At 62.0% G+C, this 15,518-nt stretch carries 10 protein-coding genes and 2 tRNA genes; 5 read left to right on the forward strand and 7 right to left on the reverse strand.

Annotated elements, in window-relative coordinates; translation table 11 throughout:
• Positions 1-110 precede the first annotated feature (110 nt).
• The 6 genes from rplT to IV454_RS27080 form a co-directional block, all read right to left on the reverse strand.
• Positions 111-470, reverse strand: a complete 360-nt coding sequence (gene rplT / locus IV454_RS27055; RefSeq protein WP_054262959.1) for a 50S ribosomal protein L20 — start codon at positions 468-470, stop codon at positions 111-113.
• A gap of 27 nt (positions 471-497) precedes the next feature.
• Positions 498-695 carry a 50S ribosomal protein L35 gene (gene rpmI / locus IV454_RS27060; protein WP_054262960.1) on the reverse strand — a complete coding sequence of 66 codons (198 nt, stop codon included), beginning with the start codon at positions 693-695 and terminating at the stop codon, positions 498-500.
• 424 nt (positions 696-1,119) lie between these two features.
• Complete coding sequence (gene infC, locus IV454_RS27065; protein WP_082692043.1) at positions 1,120-1,737, reverse strand: translation initiation factor IF-3; 618 nt, start codon at positions 1,735-1,737, stop codon at positions 1,120-1,122.
• Positions 1,691-3,598, reverse strand: coding sequence for a threonine--tRNA ligase (gene thrS / locus IV454_RS27070; protein WP_206088679.1), 1,908 nt, complete (start codon positions 3,596-3,598; stop codon positions 1,691-1,693). Before thrS ends, infC begins: the two co-directional genes overlap by 47 nt.
• 206 nt (positions 3,599-3,804) lie before the next feature.
• Positions 3,805-3,881 (reverse strand) — tRNA-Val (locus tag IV454_RS27075).
• 68 nt (positions 3,882-3,949) lie between these two features.
• Positions 3,950-4,026 (reverse strand) — tRNA-Val (locus IV454_RS27080).
• A 128-nt stretch (positions 4,027-4,154) separates the two neighbouring features.
• Here IV454_RS27080 and IV454_RS27085 point away from each other — a divergent pair.
• From IV454_RS27085 to IV454_RS27105, 5 genes are all read left to right on the forward strand, one after another.
• Positions 4,155-5,069 carry a cation diffusion facilitator family transporter gene (locus IV454_RS27085; protein ID WP_206088680.1) on the forward strand — a complete coding sequence of 305 codons (915 nt, stop codon included), beginning with the start codon at positions 4,155-4,157 and terminating at the stop codon, positions 5,067-5,069.
• 91 nt (positions 5,070-5,160) lie between these two features.
• The gene (locus IV454_RS27090; protein ID WP_206088681.1) at positions 5,161-6,096 is read left to right on the forward strand and encodes an NAD(P)/FAD-dependent oxidoreductase; all 936 of its coding nucleotides are present in this window, start codon (positions 5,161-5,163) and stop codon (positions 6,094-6,096) included.
• A 123-nt stretch (positions 6,097-6,219) separates the two neighbouring features.
• The gene (locus tag IV454_RS27095; RefSeq protein WP_054262965.1) at positions 6,220-6,789 is read left to right on the forward strand and encodes a hypothetical protein; all 570 of its coding nucleotides are present in this window, start codon (positions 6,220-6,222) and stop codon (positions 6,787-6,789) included.
• A 468-nt stretch (positions 6,790-7,257) separates the two neighbouring features.
• Entirely contained in the window at positions 7,258-9,393 is a 2,136-nt protein-coding gene (locus IV454_RS27100) for a TonB-dependent siderophore receptor (protein ID WP_206088682.1), read from the forward strand.
• Between the two features lies 1 nt (position 9,394).
• Positions 9,395-10,642 carry a PepSY-associated TM helix domain-containing protein gene (locus tag IV454_RS27105; RefSeq protein WP_206088683.1) on the forward strand — a complete coding sequence of 416 codons (1,248 nt, stop codon included), beginning with the start codon at positions 9,395-9,397 and terminating at the stop codon, positions 10,640-10,642.
• A gap of 99 nt (positions 10,643-10,741) precedes the next feature.
• Here IV454_RS27105 and IV454_RS27110 read toward each other — a convergent pair whose 3' ends face one another.
• Complete coding sequence (locus IV454_RS27110; RefSeq protein ID WP_206088684.1) at positions 10,742-15,376, reverse strand: beta strand repeat-containing protein; 4,635 nt, start codon at positions 15,374-15,376, stop codon at positions 10,742-10,744.
• Positions 15,377-15,518 lie beyond the last annotated feature (142 nt).

The raw sequence follows: 15,518 nt of genomic DNA on the forward strand, positions 1-15,518 counted from the left end.
CTGTTGAGCGGGACTGGCGCACGCGCCACAATCAAAAACGGGGCACAGGTTTGAACCTCTGCCCCGCTCTTTGCGCGCCACCCGGAGGCGGCGCTTGCATCGATCATTGCTTACGCAGCGATCTTGGCTTTCACTGCTGCGACAATCGCGGCGAAGGCCGGCTTGTCCATCACAGCCATATCGGCCAGGACTTTACGGTCCAGTTCGATAGATGCTTTTTTCAGGCCGTTCATGAATACGCTGTACGTTACGCCATGCTCACGGGAAGCGGCGTTGATACGAGCGATCCACAGGCGGCGGAATACGCGTTTCTTGTTGCGGCGATCGCGGTAAGCGTATTGGCCAGCGCGCATGACTGCTTGCTTGGCAACACGGTATACACGGCTGCGGCGACCACGGTAGCCTTTAGCTTGTACAAGAATTTTCTTATGACGGGCACGAGCTGTAACCCCACGTTTTACTCTAGGCATAGTAACTCCTTAAATTGAGTGGTGAGATTAAGCCGACGGCATCATACGCATGACGGACTTGACATCCGCTGCATCGACGTTCGTGATTCCGCGCAGTTGGCGCTTGCTCTTGGTGGTTTTCTTGGTCAGGATGTGACGTTTGAAAGCGTGACCCGACTTAACGGTTCCACCTGGACGCACGCGAAAACGCTTCTTCGCGGAGCTTTTGGTCTTCATTTTAGGCATAGCAGTTCTGTCCTTCCGGACAGCTCCATTATAGGATTGCAGGTGGCAACGCTGTGCTGCACTTAGATGCCTGCTTTCACATTGTCTTCCGCCCGTGAAGGAGGAAGCCGGAGATCATAACACAGAAAGTGCCTGCGAATGCAAGCTTGTGGGGGAAAAGTTTCTTGTGACACATGCTTGCATGCGGATGCGCCTCCAGACCACGCACCCTTGATCCGTCATCCCCGCGCAGGCGGGATCCAAGTTCGCAGCATAGCCATCCACTACGCAGCAGACTTCGGTCCCCGCCGAGTGCCGCCTTGGCGCGGGGACGACGGTCTTAAGGTGAGCGATAGGCGCGGCACTCGAACAAAACAAAGCGCCCCTGGCACTTGCGTGGCGGGGCGCTTCTTTGCACAAGCTGCCTGGGCAGCCCGTTCTTTGCTTATTTCTTTTTCTTCGGCGAGAGGATCATGATCATCTGACGACCTTCCATCTTCGGGAACTGCTCGACCTGGCCATACGGCTCAAGATCGGCCTTCAAACGTTCCAGCATGCGGAAGCCGATGTCCTGGTGCGCCATCTCACGACCGCGAAAACGCAGCGTGATCTTGGTTTTGTCACCCTCATCGAGGAACTTCATCAGGTTTTTCAGCTTGATATTGTAATCGCCATCATCAGTACCCGGACGGAATTTGACTTCCTTCACGAGAATGATCTTTTGCTTCAATTTGGCTTCGTGCGCCTTCTTCTGCTCCGAATATTTGAACTTGCCGTAGTCCATCAGACGGCATACCGGTGGTTGCGCGGTCGGCGCAATTTCCACCAGATCTACGTTCGCTTCTTCGGCCAGACGAAAAGCCTCAGCCAGGCTCACAATGCCAAGCGGCTCGTTTTCCACCCCGGATAAACGCATTTCGGGGGCGGTGATTTCGCCATTGATGCGATGCGACTTGTCAGTAGCTATGTTGTTTCCTTTTAAAATCTGATGAATTAGCCGCGTCGAGAATGAACTCTCAAGCCTTGGAATCGACCTCGTGTTTGAGGCGTTCCACCAGGGCATCGATGGACATCACGCCCAAATCGACATTGCCACGAGCTCGCACGGCCACAGTGTTGGCATCCCGCTCCTTGTCACCGATCACGAGGATGTACGGCACTTTTTGGACGGAATGTTCACGTATTTTAAACGTAATTTTCTCGTTGCGCAAATCAGCGTGAACGCGGTACCCCAGCTTGCGCAGCTTGGCCGCCACATCCTGGGTGTAATCGGCCTGGGCATCCGAAATATTGAGCACCGATACCTGCACCGGCGCCAGCCACAGCGGCATCGCGCCGGCGTAGTTTTCGATCAGGATGCCGATGAAACGCTCCAGCGAACCGACGATCGCGCGGTGCAGCATGACCGGCACCTTCTTGGTGTTGTCGGCAGCCGTGTACTCGGCGCCCAGGCGGCCAGGCATCGACGGATCGATCTGCATGGTGCCGACCTGCCACGCGCGGCCCAGGCTGTCTTTCAGGTGGTATTCGATCTTCGGTCCGTAGAACGCGCCCTCGCCCGGCAGCTCGGTCCAGGAGACGCCGCAGGAGCGCAGCGCGCTGCGCAACGCTTCCTCGGCGATGTCCCAGCTTTCCTCGCTGCCGATCCGGCTGTCCGGACGCAGGGCCAGCTTGACGTCGATGTTTTCAAAACCGAAGGCGGTGTAGACTTCCATCGCCTGCTGGTGGAAGGCCGCCACTTCGCCCGGAATCTGCTCGTCGGTACAGAAAATGTGGCCGTCGTCCTGGGTAAAGCCGCGCACCCGCATCATGCCGTGCAGCGCGCCGGACGGCTCGTTGCGGTGGCACTGGCCGAACTCGCCGTAGCGCAGCGGCAGGTCGCGGTAGCTCTTCATGCCGGAATTGAAAATCTGGATGTGGCCAGGGCAATTCATCGGTTTCAGCGCATACGAGCGGTTTTCCGATTCGGTGACGAACATGTTTTCGCGATAGTTATCCCAGTGACCGGTCTTTTCCCACAGGCCGCGGTCCAGGATTTGCGGCGCTTTCACTTCCTGGTAGCCATTGACCTGATACACATTGCGCATGTATTGCTCAACCTGTTGCCAGATCGACCACCCCTTCGGATGCCAGAAGATCAAGCCCGGCGCTTCATCCTGGAAGTGGAAGAAGTCGAGCTGCTTGCCCAGCTTGCGGTGGTCGCGCTTTTCCGCCTCTTCCAGATTGTGCAGATAGAGTTCCTGGTCTTCCTTCTTGAGCCAGGCGGTGCCGTAGATGCGCTGCAGCATCTCGTTCTTGGAGTCGCCGCGCCAGTAGGCGCCGGCCACCTTCATCAGCTTGAACACTTTCAGCTTGCCGGTATTCGGCACGTGCGGGCCGCGGCACAGGTCGGTGAAAGCACCTTCGGCATACAGCGACACGTCTTCACCGGCGGGAATCGAGGAAATGATTTCCGCCTTGTAGGCTTCGCCGATGGACTTGAAGTAGGCCACCGCCTCGTCGCGCGGCAGCACGCTGCGCGTGACTTTCTCGTCTTTCTTGACCAGTTCGGCCATCTTCTTTTCGATCGCCGCCAGGTCTTCCGGCGTGAACGGACGCTTGTACGCGAAATCGTAGAAAAAGCCATTCTCGATGACCGGGCCGATGGTGACCTGGGCTTCCGGGTACAGTTCCTTGACCGCGTAAGCCAGCAAGTGGGCGGTGGAGTGACGGATCACGTCCAGGCCTTCGGGATCTTTATCGGTGATGATGGCCAGATCGGCATGTTGCTCGATCAGGAAGGAGGTATCGACGACTTTGCCGTCGACTTTGCCGGCCAGCGCCGCTTTGGCCAGGCCTGTTCCGATGCTGGCTGCGACCTGGGCTACGGTGACTGGGCCATCAAACTGGCGCTCGGAACCATCGGGAAGGCGGACTGAAACCATGCTGTTCTCCTGAACAAAACTGATATTTAAGTACAAACAAAAGTGCAAACAAAAATGCGGACGAAAAAAAACGCGGACTAGCCGCGTTTTTCATTTTGAGTAAGCAAAAGGAAGCACCTCGACTAGCGTCGCTGGAACAACTCCGTCGTAGTTCGCGGTGTCATAACCATGGTGCCTTTCTCTCTCTTACTCAGTACTGCATGTTCTGGTGGGCGGTGAGGAATTCGAATCCCCGACCCCTTGGATGTCGACCAAGTATTCTAACCAGCTGAACTAACCGCCCTGATATAGCATGAGCGTTGCTGGAACAACTCTGCCTTACTGCATTGACTACCTTTTACTGCAAAAAACTGGTGGGCGGTGAGGAATTCGAATCCCCGACCCCTTGGATGTCGACCAAGTATTCTAACCAGCTGAACTAACCGCCCGAAGACCAGCATTATAGAGAGCCAACCCAAGGATGACAAGCGCTTTTTCAACAGCGTACCCGGCAGGACGAAAGTACCCCGGCCGGCGGCAGGGAAATGCGCCGCCATTTTCCTTTACACTGCTTTCCATGCACGCCAAACCCACCCCCTCCTCCGCCCACCTGCACGCCCACCACAAGGGCGATGCCAAACATACCCATGTCGCCGTCGGCCGCAGCCAGGGCGCGCTGGCCCTGGCCTTGAGCCTGACCCTGGTGTTCGCCGTGATCGAAGTACTGACCGGCTTCATCTCCCATTCGCTCGCCCTCATTTCCGACGCCGGCCACATGGTCACCGACGCCGCCGCGCTGGGACTGGCGCTGCTGGCGCAACTGATCGCCAAGCGCCCGCCCTCGGCGCGCCACTCGTTCGGCTTCGGCCGCGCCGAAGCGCTGGCCGCCTTTGTCAATGCACTGGCCATGCTGGCCGTGGTCGGCTGGATCGTGTTTGAAGCGGTGCAGCGCTTCAGCGCCCCGCAGCAGGTGCAGGGCGGCACCGTGTTCGTGGTCGCCGTCATCGGCCTGGCGATCAATCTGCTGGTGGCCTGGCTGCTCTCGCGCGACCAGGAAAGCATGAATACCCGGGCCGCGCTGGTGCACGTGATGGGCGACATTCTCGGCTCGATCGCGGCGATCGCCGCCGGCGCCGTGATTTACCTGACCGGCTGGATGCCGATCGACCCTCTGCTCTCGCTCTTTGTCTCCGTGCTGATCCTGAAGTCCACCGTCGGCATCCTGCGCGACTCTTATCACGCGCTGATGGAAGGCGTGCCGCACCAGATCGACTATCTGCAGGTCGGCGCCGACCTCGCTTGCGTGCCCGGCGTGCTGTCGGTGCACGACCTGCATGTATGGGATATGTCGCCGGGACAACCGGCCCTGATCGGCCACCTGCGCATCGGCAACCTGCGCGACTGGCCGCAAGTGCTGTCCACGGTCAAGGAGATGCTGCTGACGAAACATGGCATCGACCATGTGACCCTGCAGCCCGAGTCACACGACTGACCCGCCGGCAAGCGACGCTGTAAGCCCTGTCTTACCCGGCAGCGGGAGGCGCACCGATGCCCCGCCGCTCAGGCATTGCCGATAATGCGGCATGGTTCCGTACACCCCCTCCCCCCTCATCCACGACACCCTGATCATCGGCGGCGGCCCCGGCGGGCTGACGGCGGCGATTTACCTGCGCCGCTTCCGGCGCAATATCATCCTGGTCGACAAAGGCAACAGCCGGCTCGGCTGGATTCCCGTCACGCATAACTATCCTGGCTTCCCGGACGGCATCCACGGCCAGGAATTGCTCGACAAACTACGCCACCAGCTGCAACGCTACGACGGCGAGGTGATCCAGGGCGAAGTCACGCGCCTGGAGCGCGAAGACGGCTGCTTCGTGGCCGCGCACGAAGGCGGCGAAATTCGCGCCCGCACCGTGCTGCTGGCGACCGGCATCGCCGATAGCGGCATGCCGATAGAAAATTTCCTCGATGCGGTGGCCGGCGGCGCGGTCCGGCTGTGCCCCGTGTGCGATGGCTTCGACGTGCTCGACCAGAAAATCGCCGTCGTCACCTGCGCCACCAATCCGGTCGGCCACGCGCTGTTCATGCGCACCTTTTCCGCCGACGTAATGCTGTTCGAGCGCACCCGGGAAGCCCTGGTGGATCCGGCCGACCGCCGGCGCCTGCTCGACGCCGGCATCCGCTACATCACCTCGCCGCTGCTGGGCGTGACCATGAGCGAGCGCATGACGCCGGTCATGCACACGGAAGACGGCGAGTCCTACCAGAGCGACGTGCTCTACCCCATGCTGGGCGAAACGGCGCGTTCCGACCTGGCGGCGGCCCTCGGCGCGCAAACCTCGGCCTGCATGGAACTGAAGGTCGACCAGCACCAGTGCACCACCGTGGAAGGCCTGTACGCCATCGGCGACGTGACCCAGGGATTGAACCAGATTAGTGTAGCCGCAGGGCAAGCCGCGGTGGCGGCGACCCGGATTCACAATGTCTTGCCATATCATTTTCGCCAGCGGCCCGCATAGCGGAGGCTCCGCACGACAGCAAAAACAAATTGCGCTAACAGCAAGGTAGTGACAATATAGGCCACGCCACTGGCCGGGCAAGACGAAAACAAGCCGCCAGTCAACTTGTGAAAGCTTACGATCATGGCAACTATCGCCCACGGCAGCAAACAAGGGTCGCACGATCATCGCGGCGACGCCTACTTCAGTTGGCCCATCTGGCTCCTGAGCGCAGCGCTGCTCGCGTTCGTGCTGGTGGTCCCGTTTTCTGGTGTGGCGGGGATGCTGATCCTCCCGGTCGCGCTGCTTGGCGGCCTCTGTTCGGTGTTCGGACTGGTGCGCGCCTTGCACCATCACCACTGGCGCCGCGCCGCCTCGATGGCGACTTATATCGTCGTGCTGGCGGCGCTGTTTTCAGTGCCGGAACTGCTGCAGGCCACTGTCGGGCGCGCCTCCAACGTGGTGCACCTGATGTCGGAAGGCCAGGGCTTCGATAAAAAGCTGCAGACCCACCCGCCCGGCAAGCGCCCCGTGCTAGCCTACGACTGGAGCAACGTCGGGACCGACACCACCTACGTGATTTACGATGCCAGCGGCCGTATCGCCGAGCCCAAGGGACACGTGGCGTGGTCGAGCAGCGAGCTGTTCCCCTTTGCCGAATGCGCCGGACGCGTCGTGCCGATCATGGGAAATTTCTACCGCTGCGATTATTGACTTCCGACCGCCGCGCCAGACGAGCGCACGATCAGCAATGACCGACCTTGCCGATGGCAGGCGGACGGTGGCAGGCGAGGTCACTCATTGACGCGATCCTGAAATTGACGCGATCCTGAAAACCGTCGCCCCAGCGCAGGCGGGGGCCCAAGTCCGGCGCTCTGTCGCGGGCTGCGCTGCGGCCTTGGGGGAAACGCATGCGTTCCCGCGCGGGAGCGACGACCCTTCAGGTAACGCTTCCTGCCGGTGACAACGCTACCAATCGACAAGCTGCACTTCAACGCGGTAATTCGCCGCGAAGCCCAGGTCGCTGCGCCCCATCACCTCCCGGCCGTTTGCGCCCACTTGCTCTTTTTGGTAAAATGAGAATCATTCGCATTTGTATTGACGACAGTGCACCCCATCGTTGACAAGCCAGGCAGCAGTCTCCAAGCCAGTGACGATTTTTCTCACACCAGGAGTTTTTGCATGCCGCGCCGTATCAACACGTCCGTCCCGTCGTCTTCCCATCCCCGCTTGCGTCCCCTTGTTCTGGCCCTGTCGCTCGCGCTCGGCCATGCCGCTGCCGCCGGCGCCGCCGACGAAGCGCCCGAGGCCGCCGTCCTGCCCGTCATTACGATCACCGGAGCGAACGACCAGAACGGCTACCAGGCGCGCGACAGCGACAGTGCCAGCAAGCTGAACCTGACCCTGCGCGAAACGCCGCAATCCGTTTCCGTGGTCACGCGCGCGCGCATGGACGATTTCCGTCTCGATAATGTCAACGATGTGCTCGCCAACACTACCGGCGTCACCGTCGAAAAAGTCGAAACCGACCGCACCTACTATGTCGCGCGCGGCTTCGACATCATCAATTTCCAAGTCGACGGGGTCGGCACGCCTCTGGTATTCGGCAACATGATGGGCAAGCTCGACACCGCCCTGTTCGACAGGGTCGACATCGTGCGCGGCGCCAACGGCCTCGCCGCTTCCACCGGCAATCCGTCCGCCACGGTAAATTTCATCCGCAAGCGCCCCGGCCCGGCCCTGGCCGCCAGTGCCGGCCTGACCTTGGGCTCGTGGGATACGCGCCGGCTCGATGCGGACGTGTCGAGCCCGCTCAACGCGAGCGGCAGCATCAAGGGCCGCATGGTCGTGGTCAGCCAGCAGGGCGATTCCTATCTGGACCGCTACACGACCAGGAAAAACGTTGCCTACGGCATCGTCGAAGCCAAACTCGGCAGCGACACCCTGCTCAGCATCGGACACGCCTGGCAGGACAACAAATCCAGCGGCGGCATGTGGGGCGCCCTGCCCCTCTACTACACCGACGGCAGCCCGACCAACTACCCGGGCGGCACCAATACCTCGGCCGACTGGTCGCACTGGGATAACACGACCAACGGCAGCTTTGCCGAACTGAATCACCAACTGGGCCAGGGCTGGACGCTCAAGTCGACCCTGAGCCGCAACAAGGAATCGTCCCGCTCCGCATTGTTCTATGTGTACGGCACGCCGGACAAAGGGACAGGCGTCGGCTTGTTTTCCTACCCGTCCGCCTACCGCTCCGACCACACCCAGACCTTGTTCGACATCGGCGCCAGCGGACAGTTCAATGTGGCGGGGCGCCAGATTGAGCTGGCCTTCGGCGCCAGCTGGTCACGCTCGCGCCTGGACGACCTGTCCGGCTACGGCCGCGGCATCGGCACCCCGCTCACGGCAGCGACCGACTTTACCGGCGCCTATCCACAGCCGGCATTCGATGACCATGTCGACGGCAGCGGCTACCAAGACGTGCGCAAGACCGTCTACGCGGCGGCGCGCTTCGCGCTGGCCGACAAGGTCAAGCTGCTGACCGGCTTTAACGCGACCAAGGCCGATTCCAGCGGCCTGTCCTACGGAAGCAGCAAGCAAAAGTCGGCCAGCAAGACCTCGCCCTATGTGGGCCTGGTCTACGACATGGCGCCGCAGGTCAGCCTGTACACCAGCTACACCGAAATCTTCAGCCCGCAAAGCGAACAGGACATCAACGGCGTCGCGCTCGATCCGATCATGGGCAGCAGCGCCGAGGTCGGTTTCAAGGGCGATCTCTTCGGCGGCAAGGCCAGCTTCTCCGGCGCCATCTTCCGCGCGCGTCAGAACAATACCGCCGAACAGGCCGGCATGAATGGCGCCAAGGCCTACTATCGCGGCATCGATGCCGAATCGACCGGCGCGGAAGTCGAACTGTCGGGCGAACTGGCCAAGGGCTGGATGGCCAGCGCCGGCTTCACCCTCCTGAAAGTGGAAGACAGCCAGGGCAAGGCCACCAAGACCTACGTTCCGCGCCGCCTGCTGCGCATGTCGACCACGTACCGCTTGCCAGCCGTGCCGCAGCTCAAGATCGGCGCCAATCTGAACTGGCAGAGCGATATCGAGCGCGAGCAGGCGCCGAGCATCGTCACACGCCAGGACAGCTACGCCGTGCTGGGCTTGATGACGCGCTACGAGATCAACCGCAACATGAGCCTCGCGCTGCACCTGAACAACGTCACGGACAAAAAATACCTGACCTCGCTGTACTGGAACCAGGCTTATTACGCGGCGCCGCGCAGCGCCAGCGTCACCCTCAACTGGACCTACTGAGATGCGCCCCGCACTGGTCTTGCTGCACCGCTGGTTCGGGCTGGGCGTGGCGATCTTCCTGTTCATTTCCGGCGCGACGGGCGCCCTGATCTCCTTCGACCACGAACTCGACGCGGCCCTCAACCCGGACCTGTTCCACGCCCACAGTGGCCAGACGGCCCAGCGCCAGATTCCCGGCACCGAACTGGCGCGCGCCATCGAAGCGGCCGATCCGCGCCTGCGCATCGGCTACGTCATGAACGAGGTGGAGCCTGGACACACCTCGCTGATGTCGGTCGAGGGCAGAATCGACCCGGCCACCGGCAAGCCGTTCGAGCTGGGATTCAACCAGATCGGCGTCGATCCGGTGACCGGCAAGGTACAGGCCAAACGCCAGTGGGGCGAGATCTCGCTCGCGCGCGAAAACCTGCTGCCGTTCCTGTACAAGCTGCATTATTCGATGCACATTCCAGAGGTGAAGGGCATCGAACTGGGCATCTGGCTCATGGGCATCATCGCCATGGTTTGGGTGCTCGATTGCTTCATTGCGCTGTACCTGTCGTTTCCCAACTGGCGCAGCTGGCGCAAGTCGTTCGCGTTCCGTTGGAAAGCCGGCGGGCACAAGCTCAATTTCGACCTGCACCGCTCGGGCGGCGTGTGGGTCTGGCTGTTGCTGCTGGTGCTGGCGATCACCTCGGTGTCGATGAACCTGACTGACCGCGTGGTGCGGCCGCTGCTGTCCACCGTCTCCACTCTCAGCCCGGATGCCTTCGCCAGCCGGACCATGAATCCGCCCGAAAAGCCGATTCCGGCGCGCCTCAGCCGCGACGACGTGATGGCGCTGGCGCGCATCGAAGCGGCCAAACGCGGCTGGACGGCGCCTGCCGGCGGCGTGTTTTACGCGTCGGCATTCGGGTTGTACGGCGTCGGTTTCTTTGAGCCGGGCAACGACCATGGCGACGTCGGCCTGGGCAACCCCTGGCTGTATTTCGACGGCACGGATGGCCGCCTGGTGGCCGACCGCGTGCCCGGCACCGGCAGCGCAGGCGATATTTTCCTGCAACTCCAGTTCCCCCTGCACTCCGGCCGGATTGCCGGCCTGCCTGGCCGCATCATCCTGTCCTTGTTGGGCGTGATGGTGGCGATGCTCAGCGTCACGGGCGTGATGATCTGGGTGCGCAAACGGCGTGCACGGCTCGCTGCCGCACGAGCCGTTCCGGGACCCATGCCGCAGCCGGTACGCCAGGGCGGCGCGCCGGTGCTCGAGTAAACCCCTTCCGTGGCGCCGCCGGGACAGCAGGGGCACGCATCAATAACAAAAAACGCAGCCGCTTGCGCGCGCTGCGTTTTTTGTATAGAGCAAGCCGGTTTATGCCGCGTGCTGGTGCGTCCCCACGAGAATCAGCTCGGCGAAGGCATCGAGATGGTTTGGCGTCCACACCGACGTCATCGCGTACGGGTCGCTGTCGCCAGCGCCCGCGATCAGGCTATTCATGCTGATCGTCGATACCAGGGCGCCGTACTGGTCGATCAACTGCACTTCCTTGATGTCGACCTTGGCGTAGTCGGCGATGGTGACCTTGGCGAACGAGATCTTGTCGTTGACGTAATTGATCACCAGATCCTTGCCGCTGACATTGGCCTTCACGCCGGCCGCTTCCATCTTCACACCCGAGAAAATGCTGTTGGCCGCGAACTGGATGATGTCGTTGCCGCCCGCGGTCTCATAGATCGTGTCCTTGCCGTCGCCCATCGAGATGACGTAGGTGTCGGTACCGCTGTCGCCGCGCAAGTCATCGTTGCCCATGCCGCTATACAAGGTGTCGTTGCCGGCGCCGCCGTGCAAGTCGTTGTCGCCCGCGTACTTATAGCCGATCAGATAGGCGAGGAAGCCGCCAACCAAGCCTTCGGCGCCGTTGAACTGACCGAAGTTCATGCCGATGCCCAGCTTGTCGCTCAGCCACTCCAGCCCGTTGAAGCTTGCCTGGCTGCCCACGGCAACCTTGCTGCCGAGGAAGCTGGCGCTATCGGCCAGCGCGCCCGCCACGTCGGCGTCGGCGGCGTAACTGAAGCCCTTGCCGATGCCCGCCACCGCGCTGTTTACACCAGTCGACACGCCGTTCACCGCGCTTTTCAGGCCACCGGCGACGCTGAAGTCGCTCAATTCCAGCCCGCTCACGTTCGACACCGCATCGAGCGCCTTGCCGCTCACGCCGTCCAGGCTGGCGCCCAGGCTGCCGGCGCTGCTAGTTGCCGCCGCCAGCTTGGCCTTGATGTCCGCGCCCATGTGGTCCCAGCCGCTCGACAAGTCCTTGAGCATGGTGTCGCCCACATACTTGCTGACGTCGGCAAAGCCGCCGCTCATCGCCGTCCACGCGCCGTTCAGCTTGCTGGCATCCTTGCCCAGTAACTGGGTAATGACACCCCAGCCCATGCCCATCATCACATCGTCGCCATTGCCGCCGCTGATGTAGGTGCCGCCGTTGGTGGCGAACACGGTATCGTTGCCCTCGCCGCCGAGCAACACGTTGCCGACGAGATTGAGCTTGCTCAGACTGCCGCTGGTCAGGGCCTTGATCTGGGACGAGGCAAAGTTGTAGTTCATGGCCGCGCCGATCCAGTCGCCGGCCGACTCGTAGTCGTTCTCGACCAGGCTTTCGACCGCATTCAATACCGTCATCTCCGACAAGCCGATAATCACGTCGTTGCCCGCACCGCCGATGGCGATATTGTTTTGCGCCGCGCTGACGATCAGGTCATTGCCCTCGCCGCCCATGCCGATGGTGGTGGTGCCGGCCAGCACCAAGGTATCGTCGCCGCTGCCGGTGTGCACGAAATTGAAGCCCGTATCGGCGCTGACCTTGGTCGAGGACACGACTTCATTGGCGCCGTTCCTCGTTTCGCTCTTGGAATCGAGCTTGCTGCCGGCGTTGACCACGATCACGGTATCGTTGCCGCTGTCGGTGATCAGCACGTTGTGGGTGCCGTACACCAGGGCGGTATCGTCGCCGCCGCCGGTCCAGGCCACGTTCGACTGGGTGTCGAACTTGGTAGCGCTGGTGGTCGTGGTATCGGCGCCCTCTTTGCCGCTCTCCGTCGTCTTTTCCTGCGCGCCGTAGGATGCCATGACCAGCACATCCTTGCCGCTGCCGCTGATGGCGATATTATCCTTGCCGACCACCGTCATGACATTGTTGCCGTCGCCGCCCAGCAGCACGTTCAGGTTCGACTTGGTGGTGCCGACGGAGCCGACCGCGATGGCCGTGAGCACATCGTTGCCGCTGCCGCCGCTGATCAGGTTACCCTTGCCGATGGCGGTGACGACGTTGTTGCCCTCGCCCGCCACGACCACGTTATACGAACCGAGCGCGGTCACCACGTCGTTGCCGGCACCGGACACGATGCCGGTCTTGCTGCCAGCAGCGCTGATGACGTCGTTACCGGCGCCGGTGACCAGCAGGTTATTGCTGCCCAGTGCAGTGATGACGGTCGCGCCGCTGCCGCCGACCACCACATTGTTCTTGCCCATGACAGTGACGACTTCGGTGCCGCCCTGGTTGCTGGCCGCGCCGCCCAGCCCTGCCCTGCCGACCAGATCGATCGCCGCCACGCCGGAGGCAATCGCATCGATCAGGCCGACCGCGGTGGCTGCCACTTCGGCGTCATTGCCGGTCACGACCAGGTTATTATTGCCGGCAGCGGTGACGACATCCACGCCGCCGTCCGCCCACACGATATTGTTCGAGCCAGCAGTGCTCACCACGTCGTTGCCCGCGCCCGCCCACACCACGTTGGTCGAGCCCAAAGTGGTGATGACGTCGTTGCCGGTGCCGGTGTAGACCACGTTGGCCGAGCCGATCGCGGTGACGATGTCGTTGCCGTCGCCCTTGGCCAGGTTGTTGCCGAGGAATTTGGAAATCGTGCTGGTGGCGCTGCCGCTGGTCGACTTGTCCAGCATGGTGGCCAGGTCGGTGATGCCTTGGCCCACGCCGGTCAGCACCACGTTGGCGCTGCCCAGGGTCGTGACCACGTTGTTGCCGGCGGTATTGATCACCAGGTTGTTGGCGCCGATGGCCGTGCTGATATTGTTGCCGCCATTGGCCAGCACCACGTTATTGCCGCCGATGGCCGCGACCACGTCGTCCTGCGCACCGGTATAGATGACGTTGGTGCCGCCGACTGCGATCACCACATCCTTGCCGCTGCCGCTCTGGATGGCGCCGGTCAGCTTGCCGGTGGCGCTGTTGATCGCCGTGGCGATGGTCTTGTCCGGTATCGCGCCGGCCAGCGCCTTGCCCAGGCCGCCGCCAGCGGCATCGAGCATCCCGCCCACTTCGGTCAGGATCACATTGGCCCCGCCAACTGCGGCGACCGTGTTGCCGCCGACCGTGCTGGCGACCAGATTGCCCATGCCGGCCGCCAGCACGGTATTCTTGCCGCCGTTGCTCAGCAGCACATTGGTATTGCCGACCGCCGCCAGCAGGTTCGAGGCGCCATTGCTCACCAGCGCATTGGTGCTGCCGAGAGCGCCGATCTTATTGTCGCCGCCGCCGCTGTAAACCACGTTCAGCAAGCCGCCCGCCAGGATGCTGTTGCTGCCGCCGGCGCTGCCGATCACATTGCCGCCGCCGCCGGCGATGATGTTGTCCTTGCCGTCGCTGGCGACGATCACATTGATGCCGCCCAGCGCCACCAGCTTGTCGCTGCCGTTGCCGATGGTCAGGGTGTTGCTGCCGCCGTAAGCGTTGATCTTGTCGTTGCCATTGCCGGTCGTGACGATGTTGGCGCCGCCGCCCACGGTGACATTGTTGTCGCCGTTGCCGACCGAAACGGTATTCACGCCGCCCATGGCCGCCACGGTGTCATTGCCGTCGCCCGCCTTGATCACGTTCGACATGCCCGCCGCGTTGGCGCTGTTGTTGCCGCTGCCCAGTTCCAGCACGTTCGAGCCGCCTGTGGCGTTGACGCTGTCGTCGTTGTTGCCGGTGCGAACAATGTTCGATGCGCCGTCGACCTTGACCGTATCGTTGCCGTCGCCCGTATCGATGATGTTGCTGGCGCTGCTGGCGGCCACTTCATCGTTGCCGGCGCCCGTGCTGATCTCGTTCGACACGGCGCCCACGGTCACCTTGTCGGCGCCGTTGCCGGTGCTGATCTTGTTGGCGATGCCATCGGCCTTGACGACATTGGCGCCGTCGCCGGCGTTGACCACATTCCTGCCGCCGCCGACCGTGATGCGGTCGTTGCCATTGCCGGCGTGGACCACATTGCTGCCGCCAGTCAGGTTGACCGTATTGTTGCCGTTGCCGACGTCCAGCGTATTGCTGGCGCCGGTCATGTCGACCTTGTCGTCGCCGTCGTTGGTGTTGATGGTGTTCCTGGCGCCGGTGCCGGTGACGGTATCATTGCCGCCGCCAGTGTTGACCGAGCCCGACAAGGCGTTGTAGTTGATGGTGTTGTTGCCATTCCAGTCGGTTACCTTGACGACGCCGCCGGCCGCCACGTTGATGCGGTCGTTACCGCCACCGCCATCGATCTCGGCGCTCGCGCCGGCGCCGATCGCGATGGTATCGTCGCCTTCGCCGCCGACCAGGATATTGTCCGCTCCCACGCTGACGGACAGATTATCGTTGCCGTTGCCGCCGTTGAGCTTGTTGTAGCCGCCGACCTGTACGATGAGCGTATCGTCGCCATCTTCGCCATTGAGCACATTGTATGCCCCGGCCGTGACGCGCAGGGTATCGTTGCCGCCGCCACCATTGAGAAAGTTGCCGCCCAACGAGCTGGACGTGAAATTGTCGTTACCGTTACCGAAATTTTTCTTGGTATAGCCCAGTTGGGCGATATCCTCGGCAATATCGCGCGCCGCATTGCCCATGTCGTCGAAACTCTTGCCGATATCGTCGATGCCGCCGCCGATATCCTTGACCGTGTCGTTGACGACATCGTTAAACGACTTGCCGACCTTGTTGACTGTTTTTTTGACCCATTTTCCAAAACTCATTTTCTCTCCCCGGTGCATGGATGGCATCGCTGTGTGCCGAGCCTGCATATTGAAGAGCAAATGTGGCGCAATTATGGCGAAATGTGGAGCAATTATGAAATCCGGGATGGCGGCCGGGATGGCGGCCGGCAGGGCATCCGCT

This window comes from Massilia antarctica (assembly GCF_015689335.1).
Lineage (GTDB): Bacteria > Pseudomonadota > Gammaproteobacteria > Burkholderiales > Burkholderiaceae_D > Telluria_A > Telluria_A antarctica.

Excerpts from the sequence above, each read along its gene's own strand:
- IV454_RS27085 (WP_206088680.1), top strand. The coding sequence starts at position 4,155 with ATGCACGCCAAACCCACCCCCTCCTCCGCCCACCTGCACGCCCACCAC.
- infC (WP_082692043.1), bottom strand. The coding sequence starts at position 1,737 with ATGCCCTGGTGGAACGCCTCAAACACGAGGTCGATTCCAAGGCTTGAG.
- rpmI (WP_054262960.1), bottom strand. The coding sequence starts at position 695 with ATGCCTAAAATGAAGACCAAAAGCTCCGCGAAGAAGCGTTTTCGCGTG.
- thrS (WP_206088679.1), bottom strand. The coding sequence starts at position 3,598 with ATGGTTTCAGTCCGCCTTCCCGATGGTTCCGAGCGCCAGTTTGATGGC.
- IV454_RS27100 (WP_206088682.1), top strand. The coding sequence starts at position 7,258 with ATGCCGCGCCGTATCAACACGTCCGTCCCGTCGTCTTCCCATCCCCGC.
- rplT (WP_054262959.1), bottom strand. The coding sequence starts at position 470 with ATGCCTAGAGTAAAACGTGGGGTTACAGCTCGTGCCCGTCATAAGAAA.
- IV454_RS27095 (WP_054262965.1), top strand. The coding sequence starts at position 6,220 with ATGGCAACTATCGCCCACGGCAGCAAACAAGGGTCGCACGATCATCGC.
- IV454_RS27110 (WP_206088684.1), bottom strand. The coding sequence starts at position 15,376 with ATGAGTTTTGGAAAATGGGTCAAAAAAACAGTCAACAAGGTCGGCAAG.
- IV454_RS27090 (WP_206088681.1), top strand. The coding sequence starts at position 5,161 with ATGGTTCCGTACACCCCCTCCCCCCTCATCCACGACACCCTGATCATC.
- IV454_RS27105 (WP_206088683.1), top strand. The coding sequence starts at position 9,395 with ATGCGCCCCGCACTGGTCTTGCTGCACCGCTGGTTCGGGCTGGGCGTG.